Consider the following 23,194-nt stretch of genomic DNA (forward strand, 5'->3'; position numbering starts at 1 on the left):
CTGCGCGTCATGCAAAACACCAGCGCTTCGGCGCAGGATCCGGCGCACCCGGCGAGGCCCGACGCCTCGCCGGGCGACGAGGTGGCCGCTCCCCCGCGAGCGGCGCGCGCGCCCGGCGTCCTCCGTGGAGCGCGCGCGCCGCGCGCCGTCGTGATCGGCAGCGGCTTCGGGGGCCTCGCGGCGGCCGTGCGGCTCGGGGTGCGGGGCTACGACGTCACGGTGGTCGAGAAGCTCGACCAGCCGGGCGGGCGCGCGTACGTCCACCGCCAGGACGGGTTCACCTTCGACGCGGGGCCGACCGTCATCACGGCGCCGTTCCTCCTGGAAGAGCTCTGGCAGCTCTGCGGCCGGAACATGGCCGACGACATCGACATGCGGCCCGTGACGCCGTTCTACCGGATCCGGTTCCACGACGGCGCGACGTTCGACTACACGGGCGACGCCGCCGCGATGCGCGCCGAGGTCGGGCGCCTGTCACCCGGGGACGTCGAGGGGTACGAGCGCTTCGTCCGGCGGAGCGAGGAGATCTTCCGCGTCGGGTTCGAGGAGCTCGCGCACGTGCCGTTCGGGTCGTGGTTGGACATGGCGCGCATCGTGCCGGACATGGTGCGGCTCGAGAGCTATCGCACGGTGTACGGCCTCGTCGCGAAGCACGTGAAGGACGACCGCCTGCGCCAGGTGCTGAGCTTCCACCCGCTGCTCGTGGGCGGGAACCCGTTCTCGACGACCTCGATCTACAGCCTGATCGCGTTCCTCGAGCGCAACTGGGGCGTCCACTTCCCGATCGGCGGCACGGGCGCCCTGGTGAAGGGGCTCGTGTCGCTCATCGAGGGGCTCGGCGGCTCCGTGCGGTGCGGCGCCGAGGTGCGGCGCATCTCCGTGGAGGGCGGCCGCGCCCGGGGCGTGGAGCTCGCGTCGGGGGAGCGGCTCGCCGCCGACGTCGTCGTCTCGAACGCGGACTCGGCGTGGACCTACCGGCACCTCGTGCCCCCCGAGGCGCGGAAGCGCTGGACCGACCGGCGCATCGAGCGGCAGCGCTACTCGATGAGCCTCTTCGTGTGGTACTTCGGCACGCGCCGGCAGTACCCGGACGTCGCTCACCACACGATCCTCCTCGGCCCGCGGTACAGGCCGCTGCTCGAGGACATCTTCGAGAAGCACGTGCTCGCCGACGACTTCAGCCTGTACCTGCACCGCCCGACCGCGACCGATCCGGCGCTCGCCCCGCCCGGCTGCGACGCGTTCTACGTGCTGTCCCCGGTGCCGAACCTGCTCAGCGGCACCCACTGGCCCACGGCCCAGGAGCGGTACCGGCGCTCCATCTCGGCGCTGCTCGAGGCGACGCTCCTGCCGGGGCTCGAGGGCGCGCTCGCGAGCTCGCGGCTCCTCACGCCGCAGGACTTCCAGGACCGGCTGCTGTCGTTCCGGGGCGCGGCGTTCGGGCCGGAGCCGGTGCTCGCGCAGAGCGCCTTCTTCCGGCCCCACAACGCGAGCGAGGACGTCGAGCGCCTCTACCTCGTCGGGGCAGGCACGCACCCGGGCGCCGGTCTGCCCGGGGTGCTCTCGTCGGCCCGCGTGCTGGATCGGGTGGTCCCGGATGCATCGAAGCTCGCCTGAGGCGTCGGCGGCGGACTTCGCCGCGTGCAGGGACCTGCTGCGCAAGGGGTCGAAGAGCTTCGCCGCGGCGGCGCTCCTCCTGCCCGCGCGCGTGAGGGAGCCGGCGGCGGCGTTCTACGCGTTCTGCAGGGTCGCCGACGACGCGGTCGACGAGCTCGGGGAGCACGCGCCGCCGTCCGCGGCCGCGGCCGCGGTCGCGACGCTGCGGGAGCGGCTCGCGCGCGCCGCGGCGGGCAGGCCGGACGACAGCCCGGTCGATCGCGCGCTCGCCCACGTCATGGCGGAGCACGGGCTGCCGCGCGCGTTCATCGAGGCGCTGCTCGAGGGGTTCGCGTGGGACGCGGAGGGGCGCCGCTACGAGACGCTCTCGGACCTGAACGCCTACGCGGCGCGCGTCGCGGGCACCGTGGGCGCGACGATGTCGACGCTCATGGGGGCGCGGGGGCCCGACGCGCTCGCGCGGGCGTGCGACCTGGGCGTCGCCATGCAGCTCACGAACATCGCGCGCGACGTCGGCGAGGACGCGCGGCGCGGGCGGATCTACCTGCCGCTCGCCTGGATGCGGGAGGCCGGGATCGCGCCGGACGGGTGGCTCGCGCGGCCGGTGTTCGACGACCGGCTGGGGCGGCTCGTGGCGCGGCTGCTCGCCGAGGCGGAGGTGCTCTACCTCCGCGCGGGCGCCGGCATCCCGATGCTGCCGCGCGACTGCCGCCCCGCGATCCAGGCGGCGCGGCTCATCTACGCCGACATCGGCCGGGTCATCGCGCGCCGCGGCTTCGACTCGGTGTCGACGCGCGCCGTGGTGTCGCCGGGCCGCAAGGCGTGGCTCGTGCTGCGGGCGCTGCTCCGCAGGTCCGTCGCGCCCGCGGAGGCCCGCGAGCACGGCGCGGCGCCGCCGCTCGACGAGGTCCGCTTCCTCCTGGAGGCGGCGCGATGAGCGCCGGCGGCGCGCCGGGCTCAGCCGCGCGGGAGATCGACGCGGCGCGGGGGCGCGTGCGCGAGGCGGGCGGCGAGGCGCTGCTCGCGCGCCTCGAGCACCTCGACGCGGTGCGGGCCGCCCCGGCGCCTCGGCCGGGACCCTCGCCGCGGCCGCCGGATCGGGGCGCGACCGCCGATTACGACGTGGTCGTCGCGGGCGGCGGGCTGTCGCTCCTGCTCGCGCCGCTGCTCGCGTCGGCCGGGCTGCGCGTCGCGGTGCTCGACCGGGCGCGGATCGGCGCCGCGCACCGGGAGTGGAACGCCGGGACGGCCGAGGTGGCCGCGCTGTCGGCGTCGGGGATCTTCGCGAGGGACGAGATCGAGCGGCTCGTCATCGCCCGCTACGTCGAGGGGCTCTGCCGCTGGCACGGCGGCGGGACGTACCCGGTGCGCGGCGTGCTCGACCACGCCATCGACGCGGCGGGGCTGCTCGCCGCGGCGCGGGCCCGGGCCGAGGCGCTGGGGGTGACGCTGCTCGACGGGCACGCGCTCCTCGGGCACGCGGAGGGGCCGGACGCGGTCGCGCTCGCCGTGGCCGAGGCGCAGCCGGGCGCCGCGCCGCGCGCGCTGTCCGCGCGGCTCCTCGTCGACGCGCGCGGCGCGGCGAGCCCCTACGCGACCGCGGACCTCCTCTGCCCGACCGTCGGTGGCGTGCTCACGGGGCTCTCGGAGGGCGACGGGGAGCGGCGGATCCGGCCGGACGTCGGCGAGATCCTCGCCACCACGGAGGACGTCGAGGAGGGCAGGCAGCACCTCTGGGAGGCGTTCCCGGGGCGTCCGGGCGAGACGACGGTCTACCTCTTCTATTACGCGCGCTCCGGGGACGTCGGGCCCGGCGCGCTCCTGTCGCTCTACGCGCGGTTCTTCCGGCTCCTCTCGCGCTACAAGGAGGGCGACGCGCGCCTCGTCCGCCCGACGTTCGGCTTCATCCCCGGCTGGTCGCGGCTGTCGGCCGCGCCGCGCGCGCCGGGGCGCCGGGTGCGGCTCGTGGGGGACGCGGCGGCGCGGCACTCCCCGCTGACGTTCTGCGGCTTCGGCGCGAACGTGCGTGAGCTCGCGGCGACGGCCGCCGATCTGGCGCGGGCGGTCCGGGAGCCGGGCGCGCGTCGCACGTTGGCCACGGCGCGCGACGCGCCGGTGCACTCGGGCACCGGCGCGCTCGCGGCCCTCATGGCGAAGCCCGCCGGCGGGGCGAGGGCAGGGGAGATGAACGCGCTCCTCAACACGGCCTTCGCCGTGCTCCACGCGATGGGCAACGATGCGTACGCGGCGCTGCTGCGCGACGAGATGCAGCCGGCCGATTTCGTGAGGTTTTTGCGGGAGACGGCGGCGCGGCGGCCCGAGGTGTACCGCGAGGTCGTGAGCGCGCTGCCGCTCCGGGCCATCGGCCGCTGGGGTGCGGGGCTCGCGAGAGAGCTCTACCGCGCCCGCTGAAGCTCTACCGCGCCCGCTGAAGCTCTACCGCGCCCGCTGGAGCTTTACCCCGCCCGCTGCGCGGAGCGCTGGGCGCGGCCGCCCGCGGCGGCGCGCCGCGCGAGGACGAGGGGCCCGAGGAACAGGCCGTACGGCGGGCCGCCGGTGCCGTGGTGTACGCGGTGCGCGTCGCGGACGCGCGCGAGGTACGGGATGCGCGCGAGGCCCGAGACCGGGAGCCGCCCGTGGACGAGCCCGTCGTGGACCAGGACGTAGGCGAGGCCGAAGGCGGTCATGCCGAGGCCGAAGCCGAACGCGGCCTCGCGCAGCGGCCCGGGCGCGCCGTCGCAGCCGTAGATGATGAGCCCGGCGGCGATCGGGGCGTGGAGGAACGCGAGCGCGTCGTTCTGCTCGAAGGCGCCGCGCCGCTTCGTGTGGTGGGAGCGGTGGATGCGCCAGAGCGCGTGGTGCCAGACCTTGCCGTGGAGGAGCGCGGCCCACACCTCCATGATCGCGAAGGCGGCGAGCGCCGTGCCGATCCAGATCGCGAGCGTCATCGCGCCCTCCTCATGCGGAACGGCAGGAGGAGCTGCACCCAGGGGCTGGCGAAGCGGTCGAGCGAGAGGGCCTCGTGGACGACCGTCGCCGGCTTGCCGCCGAACGTCGCGGCAGCGAGGGAGCGCGCGTAGAACGGCGTGTCCTCGAGGGTGCGGAGGAGCCGCGGCGCGGACCCCGGGTCGGCGGCGATCTCCCGCGCCATGCCCCAGCGCGTGTCGCCGAGCGGCCGCGGGGCGAGCGGCGGGAGCTCGCGCGCGCCGCCCGCCGCGTCGAACGCGGGCGAGAGGAGCATGCGCGTGCCGTCGCGGCGCCGGACGTCGTAGGTGAGGGCGATCCCGTCCGAGCCGAGCGCGCGCGACCAGGTCCAGCGCTCGAAGGCGTGGTCGAGCGGCTCGTCGCCGGCGTTCGTGTCGAGGTAGGCGCTGCCGGAGAAGCGCAGCGAGGGGTGCGCGAGCTCGACCTCGGCCCGCGCGATCGGCGCGATGGGCGTCCAGCGGTGGAGCCCCCGCCCGTCCAGGGCGACGCCATCGTGCGCGCCGTCCGCCGCGGGCCCGGGCACGGACGGGCGGAGGCGCACCGTCCCCGAGAGCCGGGAGGGCAGAGGCGCCGTGATCTCGTCGAAGGAGACGCGGAGCTCACCCCCGGACCACTCCATCAGGCTCGGTCCGATGGCGAGCGACCGCGGCGACCTGGAGACCGCGCCCCGCGGCCGCTCGGTCAGCGCCCAGCGATCGGCGCGCGCGCCGTACAGCGCGACGTTCATCGCGCAGTGCATGAGCGGGTCCGCGGCGCCGCGCGATCGCGCCTTGGCGTAGTAGGGCGAGAAGACGCTCCCGAGCATCGCGATGATCGTGATCGCGCTCTGCCCGTCGTCGCTCACCGCGTCCAGGTACCACCAGGCGTAGCCGCCGCTCGGGATCTCGAGGTCGAAGCGAGGTCCTCCATCACGCTCCGCGCCGCGAGCTGTCCGCTCAGCGCCGCCATCGGCACGCCCGCCCCCGGGTGCGCGCTCCCGCCGGCGAAGTACAGGCCCGGGAGCTTCGAGCGCGAGGCCGGGCGCGCGAAGGTCGAGTTCCACCCGTGGGACACCGGCCCGTACAGCGCGCCTCCCGTCGCCGGAAACATCCGCTCGAAGTCCGACGGCGTCGTCGCCACCGGGGAGGCGCCCGTGCTCTTCAGCGAAAGGCCGAACCGCTGCAGTTGCTGGAACACGCGCTGCTCCCATTCGTGGATCTCCGTGGATGAGGGGGTGTGTTTATCACCGGTCGCAGGGGCATTGAGGATGAAGAACAGCCGCTCTCCGCCGCCCTCGGCGCCCGGGCGCGCCCCGGCCTCGGGCCCGCCGGGCTCGTGCGCCGGCGCGTCGCCGCGGTCCTCGGCGCAGACGTAGACCGTGGCGTCGCGCGGGAGCTCGGCGCGGTCGAACAGCGCGCGGAACTCGGCCTCGTAGTCGCCGGAGAAGAAGACGTTGTGCCGGAGGAGGGGGAAGCCGCTCGCCTCGGCCACGAGCGCCCAGGTGACCGCCGAGAGCGAGCGCGGCTCGCTCCCCGGCGCCTTGCGGGCGGCGCGCTGGCCGAACAGGCCGGCCCGCAGCGCCGCGGGGTCGGCGTTCAGCACGATGGCGTCGGCCTCGATGCGCTCGCCGCCCTCGAGCACGACGCCCGTCGCGCGGCCGCGGCCCTCCTCGATGGCGGCGACGTGCGCGCCGCAGCGCAGCGTCGCCCCGGCGCGGGCCGCAGCCGCGGCGAGCGCCTCGGCGACGCGGCTCATGCCGCCCTCGGGGAGCCAGAGGCCCTCGCGCTCCACGTGCGCGATGACGCTCAGCGTCGCAGGCGCGAGGTACGGCGACGAGCCGCAGTAGGTCGCATAGCGCCCGAACAGCTGCAGGAGGCGCGCGTCCGTGAAGAAGTCGCCGAGCGCGCGGTGGAGGGTGCGGTGCCCGTCGATCTTCATCATCCCGCCGAGGCCCAGGTTGCCCGCCGTGCTCAGGATCGTCTTGAGCGTGGGCCGCTCCGCGCGCAGGAACGGCGCCTCCACCACGTCGAAGATCTCGCGCGCGTACCGGCAGAACCGGCGGTACCCGTCCGCCTCCCGCGCCCCCGCGAGCGCGCCGATCGCGTCCGCGGTGCGCTCGACGTCCGTGAAGAGGTCGAGCGTCGAGCCGTCCGGCCAGGCGTGGCGCGCGAGCGTCTCGGCCTGGCGGAGCGGCACGTGGTCCCCGAAGCGGAGCCCGAGCGACGCGAAGATCTCGTCGAAGACCCACCGCATCGTGAGCACCGTCGGGCCGACGTCGACGCGGCGGTCCCCGAGGACCACCTCGCGTATCTTTCCGCCGACGCGCGGCGCCCGCTCGAGTAGCACCACGTCGAGCCCGCTCGAAGCAAGGAGCGCGGCCGAGGTCAGACCGCCGATACCCCCGCCGATCACCACGACGCGATCCCTCCTGTCCGCCATGGTCGGAGTGTACGCGTCGGAGGTAGTTTGTCTATACTTTGTTTAACTAATGTTCAAACTATTGACAAGCCCCTGAGGCTCGCCAAGACTCGCTCCCCATGGATTTCGATCGCCGGATCGAGCGCGTCCTCCTCGCCGCCATCGAGCCGCTCTCCTCGCCCGCGTCGCCGCCCGGGCTCCTGGCCGCGACGCAGCACGCCGTCTTCCCTGGAGGCGCCCGCATCCGGCCGCGGCTCTGCCTGGCCGTCGCTTCGGCGTACGGCGATCCCGCGCCGGAGGCCGCCGACGCCGCGGCGGCGGCGGTGGAGCTCATTCACTGCGCGTCGCTGGTCCACGACGACCTCCCCTGCTTCGACGACGCGTCGATCCGGCGCGGCCGGCCGTCGGTCCACCGGGCCTTCGGCGAGCCGATCGCGGTGCTCGCCGGCGATCAGCTCATCGTGCTCGCCTTCGAGGCGCTCGCGCGCGGCGCCTTCCACGCGATGGCGAGCGGCGTGACCGACGCGCGCAGGGCGGTCCGGTTCTTCGAGGTGCTCGGGGGCGGCGTCGGGATGCCGCAGGGGATCATCGCCGGGCAGGCGTGGGAGTCGGAGGCGAAGGTCCCGCTCTCGGCCTACCGGCGCGCGAAGACAGGCGCGCTCTTCGAGGCGGCGGCGACCCTCGGCGCGCTCTCCGCAGGCCAGGACGGGGCCGCCTGGGGCGATCTCGGGCAGCGCATCGGCGAGGCGTACCAGGTCGCGGACGACGTGCTCGACCTGGTCGGGAAGCCGGAGGACATGGGCAAACCGGCGGGGCGCGACGGGGCGCTCGGGCGCCCGAACACGGCGCTGGAGCTCGGGCTCTCCGGCACGACCCGGCTGCTGCAGCGGCTCATCCAGGACGCGGTCGAGGCGGTGCCGCAGTGCCCGCGGGCGGACGACGTGCGGTCGTGGGCCGTCGAGCTGGGGGACAGGCTCCTCCGGGTCTGCAGGGGGCCTTCGGCGGCGCTTCCGACCGTGAGCTCCATGTAACGGCTCGGGCGGCCTGACGTGCGTCCGAGAGGGGCGGCCGTCGGGGGGGACTGGGGACGTCTGAGACTGATGATCGGGAGTGGAGCTGGGTTGTTTGCGGGCCGCAGGACGGAACGCGCGACGCCGACGTGAACCCTACGTGAACCCTACGTGAGGCAAATTCAGGGAGGGCCTTAATGCGCTGTCGCCTCGCGATAGTGAGGCTGCGCCCAGGCTCGACGAACGCGGTTTGGGGTGGCATCCTCGGCGGGCCTTTCCGCGTCTGCCGCGGGGAGCGTGGCTGTGGCGCGGTGTAAAGGCGCTGTGTCCTGCGTCCCGTGAAGCGAGGCGTGGGTCATAGTCCGCGAGCGGGGGGATTGTGGGATGAGGGCGATTCGGGAGCAACACGCCACGATCGTTTCTCGAAAGCTCGAGGCCGACAGTCCCGGGGGGATGCGCGAGGCGATCACCTCCGCCGAGCAGCTCGCGCGCGTCGCGCGCGGGCGCCTCCGCGACCGGGTGGTGGACGTCGGGAGCGCGGTGGGCACCGCCCTCCGGGGTGCGCCGAGGAGCGCGAGCTTCGTCCGGGCGGGCGCCGCCGTGCCGCTGCACGTGTCGCGGATGCTGCTCGATCGACACCAGGTCGCCGCCCACGCGCTCGCCCACCTCTACGCGGAGATCGAGGCCTGCCGCTCGCTCGCGAGCTGGGCCTGCGAGGCCGGCGGGGAGGCCAGGGCCGTCGCCGAGGCGCACGCAGGGGCGCTGCTCCTGTCGCTGCGCGGCGGCGTCGATCTCGGCGGCGGGGAGATCGCGCCGCTCGGCGAGCTCGAGCTCCGCGACGACGAGGTCGCCAAGGCGATCGGCCACCCGGCGGTCGCGGCGTGGGCGCGCGACGCGGGCTCCAGCGTCGCCGTCGCCTCGATCGCGCGCGCGGCCGCCGAGCACGGCATCCCCGCCAGCGCCGGCGCGGAGGACGAGCGCATCGGCTGGATCCGGCACAACATGCGCGACTTCGTCGAGCGCCTCGTCGAGCCGCTCGCCCCCGAGATCCACCGCCGCAACGGCCTCATCCCCGAGTCGATCGTCCGCCGCATGGGGCAGTTCGGGGTGTTCCGGCTCGCCACCGCCCCCGAGCACGGGGGCGACGGGCTCGGCGTGGCCGCCATGGCGACCGCCATCGAGGAGCTCGCGCGCGGCTCGCTCGGCTTCGGCGTGCTCACCATGACGGCCTCCATCGCGTCGGACCTGCTCGCCCGATCCGGCACGGACCTCCAGCGCCGGACCTGGCTGTCGCGCATCGCGAACGGCGAGGCGCGCTGCGCCCTCGCGTTCGCGGAGCCGGCGTACGGGTCGGACCTCGCGCGCGTCGTCACGCGCGCCGAGCGCCAGGCCGACGGCAGTTATCTCCTCATCGGAAAGAAGGCGTGGGTCACCGGCGCGTCCCGCGCCGACCTGGTGCTCACCCTCGCGAGGACCACGACGCCGGGAGGACAAGGGCAGCTGCCGCTCGGGCCGAGCCTCTTCGTCATCGCGAAGCGGCGCGGCGCGCCAGGCGCCGACTTCCCGGACGCCGGGATCGCCGGGACCGAGCTGCGGGCGCTCGGGCAGCGCGGCATGGGGCACTACGAGCTCCGGATCGAGGGGCTCCAGATCGGCCGCGAGGCCCTGCTCGGCGAGCGCGAGGGCGAGGGGATCGCCCAGATCCAGCGGGCGCTCGTGACCGGCCGCACCTACGCGGCCGCGTGCGGCGTGGGCGTGGCGCAGGCCGCGCTGGAGCTCGCGCTCGAGCGGGCGAAGACGCGCGTGCAGTTCGGGTCGCAGCTCATCTCCTTCCCGCGCGTGGCGCACCGGCTCGGAGGGCTCATCGCGCGCGTCGCCGCCGCGCGGCAGCTCACGCGCGCCGCGGCGCACGTGGCGGACACGGGGCAGCCGTGCGAGCTCACGTCGGCGATGGCGAAGCTCTTCTCCAGCCGCGTGGCCTGGGACGCGGCCGACGCCTGCATGCAGCTCCACGGGGCGAGCGGCTACGCGGAGAGCTCGACCGCGGCGAGGCTCCTGCTCGACGCCCGCAGCCTCTTCTTCCAGCTGGGCCCGCACGAGGTGCTCGCGCAGGGCATCGCGCGCGCCCTGCTCGAAGGGCCGCTGCCCTGAGGCGAGCTCCGCCGCGGCGCGCTGCTGCGCGGAGGCACGAGAGGAGGGGGTCGCGAACGGGCGGCCGGGCGCGTGAGCCAGCGAGCGAGCGCGTGCGCAGAGGCGTGGCGTGGTGTGCGCGGCGCGGAGGCGCGGCGCGCGTGCGCGCCGTCGTCAGCCGAGCGCGCCTGTGCCATGATCGCGCGGACCGATGGTCCGCGTCCGCTCTCCTCGCTACGGCCGCAAGCTCGACGATTTCACGGTCGGCGCGGTGTATGCCCACCCCTGGGACGTCACCGTGGACGAGGGGATGCTCGCGCTCTTCGCGGCCTCGTTCCAGGACGCGATCCCGACCTACGCCAGCCGCGTCGCGGCCCGGTCGGTGGGGCTCAGGGACAGGCCGGTGAGCCCGCTCTTGCTCCTCAACCTCGGGATCTCCTTCAGCGTGCACGACGTGAGCGAGCAGGCGATCGCGCACCTCGCCTACACCGACGTCCGGTTCCCGGCGGCCTGCTATCCGGGGGACACGCTGCGCGCGAGCTCGCTGGTCATCGGCAAGAAGCCGGTCTCGACGGGGGACAAGGGCGTCGTGCACGTCAGGACCCAGGTGGTGAACCAGGACGGGCTGCTCGTCTGCTCGTTCGAGCGCAAGGCGCTCGTTCCCCCTGGCCGCGTCGCGGAGCGCCCCGCGGACGCGCCGCACGCGGTCGCGCAGCCGGACGCGCAGCCGGCGCGCCTCCCGGAGGAGCTCGACGGCCCGCTGCCGCCGCCGGCGCGCCAGGGCGGCTTCGCCTGCGCGTGGGACGACTTCGAGGTCGGCGACGTGATCACCCACGAGGTCGGCAGGACCATCGGGGACAGCGAGCACATGCAGCTCGCGACCCTCCTGCGCAACTCCCACCCGCTGCACGTGGACGAGCAGTACTCCAGGTCGAGCTCCTTCGCGAAGACGCGGGTCGTCCACGGGGGGCTCGTGCTGTCCTGGGTGCTCGCGCTCTCGAGCCGCGACACGGCCGGGTGCGGCGTCTGGGACCTCGGCCTCGACGAGGGGGCGCACCCGAGCGGCGTGCTCGCGGGCGACACGCTGTTCGCCGCGTCGAAGGTGATCGCCAGGGAAGAGGCCAAGAGCGGCGCCGGGAGCGTCACCTTCCGGATCGTCGGCGTGAAGAACACGCCGCCGCGCGCCCTGATCGAGCAGGGCGCCGACCTGTTCACACCCGAGCTCGGCAAGGCCGAGGGCAGGGTGAAGGAAAAGGTCGTGGAGATCACGCGAACGCTGCTCCTGCGCCGGCGGAGCTAGTTCTGTGCGTCAGCAATCACTGGGCGGGATTGCTGACGGACAGAACCAGGCGGCCGCGAAGCGGACGCCGGGGTGCGGAGCGGGGCGGAGCCCCGAGGAAACCAGGCGCGCCCGAGGCGGGGGCCGCAGAATGAGGAGTCCCCGGCGGGCCGCCTGCGGCATACAATGGCCGGCCATGAGCACCGCTCTGCCCCAGCGAGGAACGGGACGGCCATGAGCACCGCTGGGAGCCGTGAGCTGGACGCGCTGCGCGCGCGCGTCGCCGAGCTGGAGCGGGAGCTGGCCCACGCTCGCGCGCCAGGTCGGAGCGCCGCTGCGCGAGGCCCGGACGCGCCGGCCAGAGACCCGGGCAGCGCGAGGGGCTCCGCCCTGGTCGAGGAGGCGCGGCGGCAGCTCGACGAGGGCGAGCAGGCGGCGCAGATGGGCAACTGGCTCTGGGAGCTCGGCCAGAGCAGCACCATCTGGTCGCGGCAGCTCTTCCGGATCCTGGGCCGCGATCCCGAGACGGATACGCCCTCGACGGAGACCTTTCTCGAGGCCGTCCATCCCGACGACCGGGAGCGGCTGCAAGCCGGCCTGCAGCTGGCGAACGAGACAGGAGAGGGGTCGGGCGCGATCGCGTTCCGCGTGCGCCACCGGGATGGAACGGTGCGGGAGTGCCTGCTGAGCAGCCTGCCCCTCGTCGAGGGGGCGGGGCCGCCGTCGCGCTTCTTCGGCGCGGTCGTCGACCTCACCGAGCGCCGCCGCGCCGAGCAGGAGCTCCGCCGCAGCGAGCGCATGCTGAAGGAGGCGCAGCGCATCGCCCACGTGGGCAGCTGGTCCTACGACATCGCGTCGCGGACGATCCGCTGGTCCGAGGAGCTCTACCACATCCTCGGCGTCGATCCCTCGGTGCGCCCGACGTTCGAGCTCTTCGCGGGCCTCATCCACCCCGAGGATCGCCACCGGGTCTTCGGCGGCGCGGAGACCGCGTCGCCGCTCGGCATCGCGAGCCCCGTCGAGTGCCGCGTCGTGCGCCCGTCCAGCGGGGAGCTGCGCCACGTGCAGATGGCGGCGCAGCTGGTCACGGACGACGCCGGGACGATCACCGGGCTGGTCGGCACGAGCCTCGACATCACCGAGCGCCGGCGCCTCGAGGAGCAGCTCCTGCACAGCCAGAAGCTCGAGGCGATCGGGCGCCTCGCCGGCGGGGTCGCGCACGACTTCAACAACATGCTCACCGCGATCTTCGGGCACAGGGAGCTCGCGGTGCGCAAGGTGCCGGCGGCGTCGCCCGTCGCCGAGCACCTCACGCAGATCGGCACCGCCGCGGAGCGGGCCGCGGCGCTCACGCGGCAGCTGCTCGCCTTTGCGCGCAAGCAGCTGATCCAGCCGAGCGTGGTCGACCCGAACGCGCTGATCTTCGGGGTCGAGCCGCTCCTCCGCCCGCTCGTGGGCGAGGACGTGGAGCTCGTCGTGCTGCCGGGGAGCCAGATCTGGCCCATCCACATCGATCGGGGGCAGTTCGAGCAGCTGCTCATGAACCTGGCCGTGAACGCGCGCGACGCGATGCCCGGCGGGGGCCGCCTGGTGATCGAGACGGCGAACAGGGCGCTCGGCGGGGACGACCGGGGGTGGGGGCCAGAGATCGAGCCCGGCGACTACGTGGAGCTCACGGTCACGGACACCGGGCAGGGCATCGACGACGCCGTCCAGAAGTACGTGTTCGAGCCGTTCTTCACGACCAAGGAGCCGGGCAAGGGGTCGGGACTCGGGCTCGCGACGTGCCACGGCATCGTGAAGCAGCACGGCGGCCACATCGGGTTCGCCAGCGCCCCCGGCCAGGGCACGCGCTTCACGATCTGCTTCCCGCGCGTGCGCGGCGTGCCCTGCGAGCAGCCTGTGAGGGCGACCGCGGCCGCCGTCGGGGGCGTGGAGACCGTGCTCGTCGTGGAGGACGAGGCGCAGGTGCGCGAGCTCTGCGTCGCCGCGCTGCGCTCCTTCGGCTACTCGGTCCTCGCGGCGCGGAGCGGCAAGGAGGCGATCGCGCTCGCGACCGCCTATCCAGGCCCGATCCACCTGCTCGTGAGCGACGTGGTCCTGCCGGACGCGCGCGGCCCCGCGCTCTCGGCGATGCTCGCCCGCGCGCGCGCCCCGCTGCCCGTGCTCTACGCCTCGGGCTACACGGAGGACGCCCTCCTCCAGACCGATCTGCTCGACGGGGTCGCCCACTTCCTCGCCAAGCCGTACACGCCGACGCAGCTCGCGAAGGCGGTGCGCGCCGTGCTCGACGCGTCCGCGCAGGCGCGACGGGCGAAGGGCTCCGGCGACGCCCCGCCGCCGGCTCCGACCGCCGAGCGCCTGCAGTGAGCGCGCTCGTGCGCCGCGGGAGGCGGGCTCGCGGCGCGTTCGCGCGCGATCGTCGGCGTGTGTGCGCCCGTGCGCGGCGGCCCGCAGCGCGCCACGCTGGCCCCCACCGCCCGGGTGCATCTATCCTGGACGGGCGGCTTTGGCGATGAAGATCCGGGGGTCGGCGCTCATGCACACGAGGACCTACCTGCAGACGCGGTGGGGGAGCCAGGCCATGTCCGCCCTCGACGCCAAGCTGCCCGCCGCTGCGCGGGCGGTCTTCACGGCGCCCGATCTCGCGGCGCACAGCTGGTATCCCATCTCGGTCTGGAACGCGATCGCGGATGAGATCTCGCGGTGGCCCAACCGGTCCGGCGTCATTCGCGATCTCGCGGCCTACGTGGCCGAGCAGGACCTGACGCTCGCGCACAAGGTGCTGCTCAAGCTCGGCACGCCCGCGCTCGTCATGCGGCAGGCCGGCGTGATGTGGGGCATGTACTTCAACGGCGGCCGGCTCGCGCCCCTCGCCGAGGGAGAGCGGTTCTTCCGGCTGATACTTTACCTGGGGGTCGACCCGCAGTCCGACCCGGGGCGCCAGATCTGCAGAGACGCGGTGCCGGCGTGGCAGGAGAACGCGCTCCGGCTCTCGGGCGCGCGAGGCGGCCAGAGCCTCCACACGAAGTGCCGGTTCGAGGGACACCCCACGTGCGAGTACGAGGTGCGCTGGCTCCGCTGAGCGGCGGTCACCCGCGTCGGATACGGGCCCATCTCGACGTTTTCGGTGCTCAGCGTACAAGAGTACGCTTGCGCGCCGAAAACGCCGATCTGGGCCCGTCTCCTGTGCGGGTGACCGCCGCTCTGAAGCGGAGCGTGTCACCTCGACGTTTTCGGTGCTCAGCGCACCGGAGTGCGCTTCCGCGCCGAAAACGCCGATCTGGGCCCGTCTCCTGTGCGGGTGACCGCTGCTCTGAAGCGGGGCGCGTCACCACTTGGTGCAGAAGGCGAACAGGTTCACCTGCGCCTCTTCCGCGAGCACCTCCACGGGGGTGCTCCCGAACTTCGACCGGGCGAATAGCGTCCTGAGATCCTCGGTGCTGCGGTGGATCAGCTCCCACTCGAGGACGTGGTCCATGAACGCCTTGCTCGGGTTGTTCACCCCGAAATTGCCCACGACCGCGACGCCCCCGGGCAGGAGCTTGTCGTGCATGCAATTGAGGAGGCTCACGACCAGGTCGTCGCGGAGATAGTCCGTGAGCCCGATGCTGTAGATCATGTGCTGGGGCTTGAGCACCGTCCTGCCGCGGCCGTGGGCCAGCCGCACCACGTTGTCCTGCGCGAAGCTGAAGCGGTCCATGACGCCGAGCTGGTCGGCGATGCCGGCGGCGTAGGCGAGGGCCTGGTTGTCGATATCGATGCACGTCGCCTTGATGTCGGGCAGCTCGCCCCCCTCCGCGAAGAGGTCGAACAGCTCCCGGGCAGGGCCGCTCGCGAGGCTGGTGATGTGGACCGGGCCGGACGCGTGCCCGCTGCAGGCGTCCCGGATCGCGCGGCTCAGCACGCCTCTCCGGTTCTTGACGGCGCGGCAGGCGTCGATGGCGAGCCCCCACTGGTCGATGAAGCGGCCGAGGCGACCGTCGCCCGCGGGCTCGTCGTTGTACATCATCTCGATGGTGTAGAAGTCGCCCGCGTAGCCGCGCGGCTTCGTGTAGCACCGGTCGACGGTGCGGCTCAGCATGAAGAGCGAGAACGTCTCGCGGAAGACATAGGCGCCGATGCCCTTCTCGAGGTGGCGCTCGCGCTCGATGTGCTCGCGCAGCGCGGACACGATCGTCTGGCACGCGGCGCTCACCTTCTCCTGGATCTCCGCCTCGGGCTGCTTGGCCTCCTTCACCATCCTGTCGGCGATCATCATCTCGAACTTGAACTGTTCGACCGTGTCGATGAGCTTCGGAGGGATGTTGTTGGTGCCGGCCTGGCCCGTCCTCGCGGCGTGAAAGCGGTTGACCTGCGGCACGTCCTCGACGAGGAGCGGCGGGAGCATCGCGGTGTTCTCGCGGAGGCGCTGGGCGAGCATGATCGCGAGCGACTGGTAGAAGCGCGCCGCGAGCCCGGGGACGGAGGCGAGGAGCGAGTGCACATACGGGCCCTCGATGACGTCGAGCGTGCACTCCTCGCGGGCGACGACGGAGGCGCTCGCGGCGGCGCTCTCGAGGAACGACATCTCGCCGAAGATGGCGCCGGGGCCGAGCTGGCGGAGGGCCACGCCGCGCCCGAGGTGGGCGACCTCGACCCCGACAAGGCCGCTGCGCACGATGAAGATGCCCTGCCTTCGCGAGCCCTCCTCAAGGATCTGTTCGCCCGGTCGGTAGGTGACGCAGCTCGACTTCTCCAGCAGCAGCCGCTCGTCGTCCTGGGTCAAGAACTCGAAACCTGTCGTCATGATGCCTCCCGAGCGCCGCGGGCGCCCCGGACTCGCAGAGGAACGGATCTCTCCCCCCCGCCGCGGCGACAGAGGCGTCCACGCGTGCGCCCCTTCTACCACGACGCATCGCGCCTCCGCTGAGGCATGGCGGTCCGCCCGCTGGCTCGGCGCCGATCGCGCCGCGGTTGCCGCGGGGCGCCTCGTTGACCGCGCCGCGGTCGCCGCAGCGCGCCTCGTCGATCACGCGCCGCGCTCGCGCCGAACGCACGTCGCGTGGTCCTTCACCGGGTCACCGCGGGGCGCAGGCCGCGACGCCGCCGTCCTCGGCGAGCACCAGCACACAGGTGCGGAGCACATCCATGCCGGCAAATCCGTCCGACGGACAGGTCGCCCGCCGCTCGCCGGGCAGAAGATCGATATCCGCGGCGGCGTCGAACCCCGCCATCCGGAGGCGAGCGCCCGAAAGGACGGGAACGGTGTGCCTGCCTGAGGCGGCGTAGGCGCTCCTGGCGCCGGTCGCCCGGCGCGACAGCCGCTTCCCCGCGGGGGAGACGGCGAAGAGCGAGCTCTGCGACGCCCCCGAGTCGATCTTCAGCGTGACGTCGATCCCCTCGACGCTCGCCTTGGCGGTGAGCTCGCTGCCCTGGTTCGGGCCGCCGCAGCGGGCGAGCTCCACGATGGCGGCCTCGCCGAACCGTGCCCGGAGCGTGCGTGCGGCCTCGTCGCGCGGAGCTTCGGTCATCCGGCCCTCGCGCAGGTCGAGCACGACGGCGCGGCCCGGCCCCGCCAGCTCCTGAGGCGCGACGATGCCGCCGATGCCGATGCGCTGCAGGACGTCGGGCATGCGGACGACGAGCAGCGCGGAGACCTCGACCCGGCCCCACCCGGAGAGCGCGAAGCTCGCGTCCTCGAGGCGGGACACCGCGAGGGGCCTGCCCGCGTGGTCGACGGCGACGTCGCCTGCGGTCGAGAGGGGCAGCGCGAGCTCGTCGGCGAGCCAGCGGGCGAGGACGTGGTGGGAGGCGCCGGTGTCGACGATCAGCACGGCCGGCTGGCCCGCCACGACGGCGTCGATGAGCGGCGAGGGGAACGCGCGATCGTTGAGGTGGTACTGGAGGCTGGCCCGGCGCTCGGGGCCCGCCGCCGGCGCCGCCGGGCCCGCGCCCGCCGCCGGGGGGCCCGCGGGCGAGGACGCGTCGCCGGCGCCGGTCGACGCCGCGCTGCGCGGCGAGGCCGGCGCGGCGCGGACCGCGGCGGGCTCGGCGCAGCCGGCCACCGCGAGCGCGCCGGCCGCGGCGGCGGCCGAGAGCGCGGCGAGGAGCTGCCTGCGAGCGCGCGGCACGAGCATCCGCTACTCGACGCAGCAGAGCGTCGACTGCCCCGTGGGATCCAGCGAGCCGCTGAGGTTCGTGCGCGCGGTGCAGGTGGAGCTGGTCGGCGTGCCGACGAGGTGAGCCGGGGGCGAGTAGGCGTACCCGCAGTACCGCCCGCCCTGCGAGATCTGGGCGTGATCGAAGCAGCTGTAGTCGTTGCCGAGCTCGACGCGCACGTAGTTGCAGTCGCCGCCGCTCGCGGTGCACGAGCACGACGAGCACGTCCGGGTGTCGTTGTACCCCCGGAACCAGTCGCTCTCGCGCCGCGCATAGCCGCTGCAGGTGGCGCTGCCGGACACGAGCGCGCATTGCGTCGCCGGCGAGGCCTGCCTCGGGACGCAGGCCTCGCCGGCGCCGCAGCCCACGCCGGCGCTCGCGTGGCAGAACTTCCTGGACTCGGACCACGTCGCCGGCGCGGGGATCGCCGTGCCGGTCGCGGTGCAGCTCTGGATCACGTCGAAGAGGCCCACGCGCACGCCGCCCCAGTCGACGAACCCGTTGTTGATCGGCTTCGCGTCGCACGTGAACCCGACCCGCTTCGCGAGCGTGCCGCGCGTCCCGCCCTCGTCGGCCTCGCACTGCGACTCGTCGGCGTAGAGGTGGAGATCCGCCGCGCAGTCGGTGGGGTTCGGCGTGCAGCCGCAGCCCTCGCAGCCGCTGCCGGAGAGGCCGCGGAAGAGGAGCGTCTCCTTCGCGGTGAACCCGTCAGGGCACGGCTCGGTCGCGTCCACAACGACGCCAAGCTCGAAGTTCGTGGGTGCCGTCAGGCAGACCGCGCCCTCCGCGCAGTCCGAGTCCGCGCAGTCGACGGCGTCGTCGCAGTCGTCGTCGCCGCCATTGAAGCAATCCTCGACCTGCGTGCAGCCGGTCGTCGCGCTCGTGCCGGCGCTCGCGCTCGTGCCGGCGCTCGCGCTCGTGCCGGCGCTCGCGCTGGAATGTTCGGTCGTCCCGGCGCCATCACCGCCGCCCGACCCGCCCGCGCCAGCGAAGTTGCGCTCCTGGACGCTGCAGGCCGAGAGGCTGACGAGCGCTGCTATCGCAGGCCCGCGAAAGTTCGTCATGCCGCCAGGATAGCCGCCCTTGCAGGCGAGGTGCAGCGTCATGTCCCGGAGGCGCGGCGCTCGCCGCGAGGGGGCGTGATGGGCGAGGTGCCCTGTGACGCCGGGAGGAGAGGCCGTCACGGAACCGTGGAGCGCTGGAGGCGGCGCTCCACCTCGGCGCGCGTCGGATACGAGGTCTGACACCCCTCGCGCTCGACCGACATGCCCGCCGCCGCGATCGCGAACCGGAGTGTGGCCTCGATCGCTATCCCGGACGCGAGCCCCCCGGCGAGCACGCCCGTGAGGGCGTCCCCGGCGCCCGTCGTGTCGACAGCGCGGGCCGGCAGGGCGGGGAACTCCTCGCCCGACGGCAGCAGCACCGCGCCGCGCGCGCCGCGCGTGAGCACCACGCGCTCCGGGAGGCGGCCGCGCAGCGCCTCGTGCTCGAGCTCGTTGACCACGGCGAGATCGAACCGGCCGACGAGCTCGGGATCGATGGCGTTGACGGGCGACGGATTGCAGATCGACAGCGCGCCATCGGCCCGCGCTGCCGCGAGCACGCCGTCGATCGCCGCGGCCGGGATCTCGCCCTGGCAGAGCCAGACCGAGGCCCCGCACGGCGAGGGCGGCGTGACGAGCGCGTTGGCGCCGGGGATCGCGAGGATCTGGTTCTCTCCGGCCTCGTCGACGCAGATCAGGGCCACGCCCGTCGTCGCGCCGCGGTGGACCGCCACGGCGGAGAGCTCCACCCCGTCGGCGGCGAGCGCGGCCGCGCAGAGCTCGCCGTGCGCGTCGTCGCCGCGCGCGCCCGCGAGCCGCACGCGCGCGCCGGAGCGCGCCGCCGCGACCGCCTGGTTCGCGCCCTTGCCGCCCGGCGCGACGAGGAAGCGGCGGCCCAGCACCGACTCGCCGGGGCGCGGCAGCCGCGGGCCGTAGCCGATGAGATCGGCGGTGATCGAGCCGCAGATCGCGAGCAATCCCATCACCGCCGCATACCACGAACGAGGCGGCGCCGGCCGGGTCCCCCGAGCGCACGGCGCCGGCTGGAAGGAGTGTTGTCGACAGAGGGCACGGACGAGCCCCGGAGGCGACTGGCCAACGGGGCTCGTCAGGTGCGTTCCGATCGATCCGTCCGTCCGCCCACGCCGCGCGCGTCAGTCGGCGTTCACGGCCACGGCGTCGGTCTTGCCATTGGCGAGCGCGCCGGCGCGGCGGATGATGCCGATGAACTCCTGCTGATCGCCCTTGCTGGACGCGGCGGCCCTCGCGATCTTCTCGATGTCGGCGAGCCTCCAGGAGCGCGCGTGCGGGCTGTGGCGCAGGACCTCCGCGAACCCTGCCACCGCGGACGCGAACCGGAGGTCGGCCGGCGCCGCGTCGAAGGTGGGGGCGATGGCGCCCGGGGCCATCTTGACCAGCGTCTCCTCGGCCGTGTTCGAGCCGAGCGGCGCCTTGTGGCGGAGGCGCACGACGACCGGCGCCGCGCCCTCGCCCTTCGGCGCGGAGGCCTTGAGCTCGACGTCGTAGATGGCCGTCACGCTGTGCCCTGCGCCGATCTCGCCGGCGTCCACCTTGTCGTTCCGGAAGTCCCGGTCGGCCACGTCGCGGTTCTCGTAGCCGATGAGCCGGTAGCTCTTGACGAAGCTCGGGTCGAACTCGACCTGGATCTTCACGTCGCGGGCGATGACCTGGAGCATCCCGCCGACCTGCTCGGAGAAGACCCGCCGCGCCTGCGCCTCGCTGTCGATATAGGCGTAGTTGCCGTCGCCCTGGTTGGCGAGCTGCTCCATCATGAGATCCTTGTAGTTGCCCTGGCCGAAGCCGACGGTGGACAGCGTGATCCCCTTGTCCCTCGCGCGCTTGATGGTCTTCAGGATCTCGTCGTGGGAGGTCGGGCCGACGTTCGCGTCTCCGTCGGAGAGCACGATGACGCGGTTGACGTGCCCCTTCACGAGCGTCCGCTCGGCCAGGCTGTACGCGAGATCGATGCCGCTCGACATGGCGGTGGAGCCGCCCGCGGTGAGGTCGGCGAGGGCCGCGAGGATCTTCCCCTTGCTCTCGATGCCGGTCGGCGCGAGCACCTCTCGCACGCTGCCCGCATAGGTGCAGAGCGCGACGGTGTCCCCCGGCTTGAGGGTGTCGGTGAGCATCTTCAGGCTCTTCTTCGCGAGCTCGATCTTGTCCGGCGACTGCATCGAACCGCTGGTGTCGACGAGGTACACGAGGTGCACCGGGGTCCGCTCCTTGACCGGCACGCGCTTGCCCTGGACCGCCACGCGCACGAGGTGGTGGCCCGACGTGAACGGCGAGGGCGCGGCCGCGAGGTGCACGGCGAACGGGCCTGTTGCGGGCGACGCGTAGCCGTAATCGAAGTAATTGAGGAACTCCTCGGCGCGCACGGCCTGATACGGGGGCAGCGCGCCATCCATGATCTTGCGGCGCGCGATGGCGTAAGAGGCCGTGTCCACGTCGATCGCGAACGTCGAGAGCCGGTCCTTCGCGGGGTCCTCGACCGGGTTGACGCCGTAGTCCCGGTACGTCTCGCTGCCCTGGGGCTCGGGCGCGGTGACGGCGACGGCCGGGGGCGGGGGCGCGGGGCGCGCCACGGCGGTCGCCGCCGGGGTGGGCGCCTTCTTGGGCGCGGGCGCGCCGCCCGTCACGCGGACGCGCGCGTCCGCCCCGGGCGCGGCGCCCGCCTTGGTCGCCCGTGACTGCGCGGGCCCCGGCGAGGCCGGCGAGGGCGCCACAGGGGCGGCCGCCACGGGCAGGGCCGGCGGCGGCGCGGCCTCCGCGGGCGCGGCGTCACGGTCGACCGCGTCGCTCGCCGCGGCCTCCTCGCGCTTGGCAGTGGACGTGCGGCCCTCGTCTTGCGGCGCGTCGAACTCCGGCTGCATGGCCTGCCCGGCGGGGGCCTCGGTCGACGCGGCCGATGCGGTCGCCGCCGTGGGGGCAGGCGTGGAGCCACCGCAGCCGATGAGCAGCGCGGTGACGAGGGCGGGGGCGACGAGATCGAGGGGCCGGGTGCGCATGAGGTGTCCTCCTTGAAGGGGATCGCGAGGGCGGATCCCTGCTGTACGTTCTCGTGGGTCGGCCATCGCCGATCGCCACACACAGGTCCTTGCGGGGGCCGCACGCGCGGCTGCCCCATGGTGCATTTTCCACGGGCGAGACGGGCCCTTCGCCGCTTTTGCTGTGTGAACGCCGCGTGTCGCCGGTCGTCCGGCGAGCCGACGAAGGGGCTCTCGCGGCCGGGGCCCGCTGTGGCGGGGCTCGGCGCGTCCGAGTGCCAAAGAAACGCGGTCGTCTCGGCCGGCTTACACCCGAAATCGACGGGAGCTCGGGTCGGGTCCTCCGCCCGCCTCCCTCTCGATCTATCCTCAGGGGTCCGTGATGAGCGAAACGAGCCGCGAGCGCTTCCAGTCCACCCTGTGCCGCGCCAGGAAGATCGCCGTCCTGACCGGCGCAGGCGTCTCGGCGGAGTCGGGTATCCCCACGTTCCGCGGCGCTGGGGGGCTGTGGCGGCGTTACGAGGCGACGAGCCTCGCCTCGCCCGAGGCGTGGCGGCGCGATCCGGGCCTCGTCTGGGAGTTCTACAATCACCGCCGGGAGCGCGCCCTCGGCTGCGCCCCGAACCCGGGTCATCACGCGCTGGCGCAGCTGGAGGCGCGGTGGCGGGAGGCCGGCAGGGTCTTCACCCTGATCACCCAGAACATCGACGGCCTGCACGAGCAGGCGGGCTCCCGGAGCCCGGTGCGCCTCCACGGCTCGCTGTGGCAGGTGCGCTGTCTCTCGTGCGGGAGCGTGACCGAGAACCGCGACGTGCCCATCACGCCCGCCTTCGCGGGCAGCGGCTCCCCCGATCCGGAAGCCCCCGCCCGCCGCTTCACGGCGGCGGAGCTGCCGCGCTGCGGCTGCGGCGGCGTCCTTCGCCCGCACGTGGTCTGGTTCGGCGAGGCCCTCCAGGAGAGCGATCTCGCCGCGGCGGCCGCCGGCGTCGAGGGCTGCGATCTCCTGCTCGTCGTCGGTACGTCGGCCGTGGTGTATCCCGCCGCCGGTTTCGTCCCCATGGCCAAGCGCCACGGCGCCCTCATCGCCGAGGTCAACGTCGAGCCGAGCGCGATCTCCGGCCTCTGCGATGTCGTGTTCACCGGCGGCTCCGGCGCGATCCTGCCCTCCCTGCTCGACGTCACGCCGGCGTGAGCGCCGCGGCCTGACGGGCGCGGCGCGCCGGCGGCGTCAGCACGGCGAGGCGAGCCGGCGGCGTCAGCGCGACGCGCGGTCGCGCCGCAGCGGGCGCGCGGTGCACGCATCGCGCGGCGCGGCGCGTGCTTCTGCCGCGGTCATGGAGCAGGTCAACCGTGGGATCTCAGGGCTAACGTGGGCGGCAATCACGCTCGTCGTGATCGGCGCCGTCAACTGGGGGTTCGTCGGGCTGTTCGAGTTCGACGTGGTCGCCGCGCTCTTCGGCAGGCTCAGCGCGCTCAGCCGCATCATCTACGTGCTCGTCGGGATCGCTGGGCTCTATCTGCTCTACGCTGCGGTCCAGCTCGGAAAGCGCGCTCGGGTCACCACGATGCCCTGAGGGCGATGCG

The 23,194-nt window shown here is 74.0% G+C and carries 18 protein-coding genes; 10 read left to right on the forward strand and 8 right to left on the reverse strand.

Annotation, left to right across the window (positions count from 1 at the left end; genetic code table 11):
• Positions 1 to 9: 9 nt before the first annotated feature.
• From crtI to WMF12_RS02855, 3 genes are read left to right on the forward strand one after another with little or no spacing between them, the layout of a single operon-like run.
• Entirely contained in the window at positions 10 to 1,617 is a 1,608-nt protein-coding gene (gene crtI, locus WMF12_RS02845) for a phytoene desaturase family protein (protein WP_437863372.1), read from the forward strand.
• Complete coding sequence (locus WMF12_RS02850) at positions 1,598 to 2,554, forward strand: phytoene/squalene synthase family protein (RefSeq protein WP_437863389.1); 957 nt, start codon at positions 1,598 to 1,600, stop codon at positions 2,552 to 2,554. Before crtI ends, WMF12_RS02850 begins: the two co-directional genes overlap by 20 nt.
• Complete coding sequence (locus WMF12_RS02855; RefSeq protein ID WP_437863402.1) at positions 2,551 to 4,029, forward strand: lycopene cyclase; 1,479 nt, start codon at positions 2,551 to 2,553, stop codon at positions 4,027 to 4,029. Before WMF12_RS02850 ends, WMF12_RS02855 begins: the two co-directional genes overlap by 4 nt.
• 44 nt (positions 4,030 to 4,073) lie before the next feature.
• Here the strand turns inward: WMF12_RS02855 and WMF12_RS02860 are convergent, their stop codons facing one another.
• From WMF12_RS02860 to crtD, 3 genes are read right to left on the reverse strand one after another with little or no spacing between them, the layout of a single operon-like run.
• The gene (locus tag WMF12_RS02860; RefSeq protein WP_437863408.1) at positions 4,074 to 4,565 is read right to left on the reverse strand and encodes a beta-carotene hydroxylase; all 492 of its coding nucleotides are present in this window, start codon (positions 4,563 to 4,565) and stop codon (positions 4,074 to 4,076) included.
• The gene (locus WMF12_RS02865; RefSeq protein ID WP_437744088.1) at positions 4,562 to 5,446 is read right to left on the reverse strand and encodes a carotenoid 1,2-hydratase; all 885 of its coding nucleotides are present in this window, start codon (positions 5,444 to 5,446) and stop codon (positions 4,562 to 4,564) included. The genes WMF12_RS02860 and WMF12_RS02865 overlap by 4 nt, the downstream gene beginning before the upstream one ends.
• On the reverse strand, positions 5,443 to 7,020 hold the full coding sequence (crtD, locus tag WMF12_RS02870; protein WP_437863423.1) for a 1-hydroxycarotenoid 3,4-desaturase CrtD: 1,578 nt from the start codon (positions 7,018 to 7,020) through the stop codon (positions 5,443 to 5,445). Before crtD ends, WMF12_RS02865 begins: the two co-directional genes overlap by 4 nt.
• Positions 7,021 to 7,118: 98 nt before the next feature.
• Between crtD and WMF12_RS02875 the strand changes: the two genes are divergently transcribed.
• From WMF12_RS02875 to WMF12_RS02895, 5 genes are all read left to right on the forward strand, one after another.
• The gene (locus WMF12_RS02875; RefSeq protein WP_437863441.1) at positions 7,119 to 8,030 is read left to right on the forward strand and encodes a polyprenyl synthetase family protein; all 912 of its coding nucleotides are present in this window, start codon (positions 7,119 to 7,121) and stop codon (positions 8,028 to 8,030) included.
• Positions 8,031 to 8,393: 363 nt separating this feature from the next.
• Positions 8,394 to 10,160, forward strand: coding sequence for an acyl-CoA dehydrogenase family protein (locus tag WMF12_RS02880; protein ID WP_437863457.1), 1,767 nt, complete (start codon positions 8,394 to 8,396; stop codon positions 10,158 to 10,160).
• Positions 10,161 to 10,350: 190 nt separating this feature from the next.
• The gene (locus WMF12_RS02885) at positions 10,351 to 11,439 is read left to right on the forward strand and encodes a MaoC family dehydratase (protein ID WP_012233223.1); all 1,089 of its coding nucleotides are present in this window, start codon (positions 10,351 to 10,353) and stop codon (positions 11,437 to 11,439) included.
• 213 nt (positions 11,440 to 11,652) lie between these two features.
• Positions 11,653 to 13,788, forward strand: a complete 2,136-nt coding sequence (locus WMF12_RS02890; protein WP_437863482.1) for an ATP-binding protein — start codon at positions 11,653 to 11,655, stop codon at positions 13,786 to 13,788.
• A 145-nt stretch (positions 13,789 to 13,933) separates the two neighbouring features.
• Positions 13,934 to 14,503 carry a hypothetical protein gene (locus tag WMF12_RS02895; protein WP_193790775.1) on the forward strand — a complete coding sequence of 190 codons (570 nt, stop codon included), beginning with the start codon at positions 13,934 to 13,936 and terminating at the stop codon, positions 14,501 to 14,503.
• Positions 14,504 to 14,749: 246 nt separating this feature from the next.
• Here WMF12_RS02895 and WMF12_RS02900 read toward each other — a convergent pair whose 3' ends face one another.
• The 5 genes from WMF12_RS02900 to WMF12_RS02920 form a co-directional block, all read right to left on the reverse strand.
• Positions 14,750 to 16,207: a cyclic nucleotide-binding domain-containing protein gene (locus tag WMF12_RS02900; RefSeq protein ID WP_437863502.1), complete on the reverse strand. Its 1,458-nt coding sequence runs from the start codon at positions 16,205 to 16,207 to the stop codon at positions 14,750 to 14,752.
• A 271-nt stretch (positions 16,208 to 16,478) separates the two neighbouring features.
• Entirely contained in the window at positions 16,479 to 17,537 is a 1,059-nt protein-coding gene (locus tag WMF12_RS02905) for a retropepsin-like aspartic protease (RefSeq protein WP_437863515.1), read from the reverse strand.
• 3 nt (positions 17,538 to 17,540) lie between these two features.
• Positions 17,541 to 18,743: a hypothetical protein gene (locus WMF12_RS02910; protein WP_437863523.1), complete on the reverse strand. Its 1,203-nt coding sequence runs from the start codon at positions 18,741 to 18,743 to the stop codon at positions 17,541 to 17,543.
• On the reverse strand, positions 18,740 to 19,585 hold the full coding sequence (locus WMF12_RS02915; RefSeq protein WP_437744096.1) for a ribokinase: 846 nt from the start codon (positions 19,583 to 19,585) through the stop codon (positions 18,740 to 18,742). Before WMF12_RS02915 ends, WMF12_RS02910 begins: the two co-directional genes overlap by 4 nt.
• A 171-nt stretch (positions 19,586 to 19,756) precedes the next feature.
• Complete coding sequence (locus tag WMF12_RS02920) at positions 19,757 to 21,631, reverse strand: vWA domain-containing protein (protein ID WP_437863545.1); 1,875 nt, start codon at positions 21,629 to 21,631, stop codon at positions 19,757 to 19,759.
• Between the two features lie 361 nt (positions 21,632 to 21,992).
• On the opposite strand from WMF12_RS02920, the gene WMF12_RS02925 reads away from it, so the two are divergent.
• Positions 21,993 to 22,802 carry an SIR2 family NAD-dependent protein deacylase gene (locus WMF12_RS02925; RefSeq protein WP_437744098.1) on the forward strand — a complete coding sequence of 270 codons (810 nt, stop codon included), beginning with the start codon at positions 21,993 to 21,995 and terminating at the stop codon, positions 22,800 to 22,802.
• 142 nt (positions 22,803 to 22,944) lie between these two features.
• A complete protein-coding gene (locus tag WMF12_RS02930; protein ID WP_437549382.1) occupies positions 22,945 to 23,184 on the forward strand; it encodes a DUF378 domain-containing protein in 240 nt (79 codons plus the stop codon).
• Positions 23,185 to 23,194: the final 10 nt, after the last annotated feature.

The organism is Sorangium sp. So ce363, assembly GCF_051520435.1.
Taxonomy (GTDB): Bacteria; Myxococcota_A; Polyangia; order Polyangiales; family Polyangiaceae; genus Sorangium; species Sorangium cellulosum_B.

Bases quoted from the DNA above. Each gene is read 5' to 3' on its own strand.
- WMF12_RS02850 (WP_437863389.1), top strand. From the start codon at position 1,598: ATGCATCGAAGCTCGCCTGAGGCGTCGGCGGCGGACTTCGCCGCGTGC.
- WMF12_RS02875 (WP_437863441.1), top strand. From the start codon at position 7,119: ATGGATTTCGATCGCCGGATCGAGCGCGTCCTCCTCGCCGCCATCGAG.
- crtI (WP_437863372.1), top strand. From the start codon at position 10: ATGCAAAACACCAGCGCTTCGGCGCAGGATCCGGCGCACCCGGCGAGG.
- WMF12_RS02895 (WP_193790775.1), top strand. From the start codon at position 13,934: ATGAAGATCCGGGGGTCGGCGCTCATGCACACGAGGACCTACCTGCAG.
- WMF12_RS02905 (WP_437863515.1), bottom strand. From the start codon at position 17,537: ATGCTCGTGCCGCGCGCTCGCAGGCAGCTCCTCGCCGCGCTCTCGGCC.
- WMF12_RS02890 (WP_437863482.1), top strand. From the start codon at position 11,653: ATGAGCACCGCTGGGAGCCGTGAGCTGGACGCGCTGCGCGCGCGCGTC.
- WMF12_RS02855 (WP_437863402.1), top strand. From the start codon at position 2,551: ATGAGCGCCGGCGGCGCGCCGGGCTCAGCCGCGCGGGAGATCGACGCG.
- WMF12_RS02915 (WP_437744096.1), bottom strand. From the start codon at position 19,585: ATGGGATTGCTCGCGATCTGCGGCTCGATCACCGCCGATCTCATCGGC.
- WMF12_RS02900 (WP_437863502.1), bottom strand. From the start codon at position 16,207: ATGACGACAGGTTTCGAGTTCTTGACCCAGGACGACGAGCGGCTGCTG.
- WMF12_RS02930 (WP_437549382.1), top strand. From the start codon at position 22,945: ATGGAGCAGGTCAACCGTGGGATCTCAGGGCTAACGTGGGCGGCAATC.
- WMF12_RS02920 (WP_437863545.1), bottom strand. From the start codon at position 21,631: ATGCGCACCCGGCCCCTCGATCTCGTCGCCCCCGCCCTCGTCACCGCG.
- crtD (WP_437863423.1), bottom strand. From the start codon at position 7,020: ATGGCGGACAGGAGGGATCGCGTCGTGGTGATCGGCGGGGGTATCGGC.
- WMF12_RS02860 (WP_437863408.1), bottom strand. From the start codon at position 4,565: ATGACGCTCGCGATCTGGATCGGCACGGCGCTCGCCGCCTTCGCGATC.
- WMF12_RS02885 (WP_012233223.1), top strand. From the start codon at position 10,351: ATGGTCCGCGTCCGCTCTCCTCGCTACGGCCGCAAGCTCGACGATTTC.
- WMF12_RS02925 (WP_437744098.1), top strand. From the start codon at position 21,993: ATGAGCGAAACGAGCCGCGAGCGCTTCCAGTCCACCCTGTGCCGCGCC.
- WMF12_RS02880 (WP_437863457.1), top strand. From the start codon at position 8,394: ATGAGGGCGATTCGGGAGCAACACGCCACGATCGTTTCTCGAAAGCTC.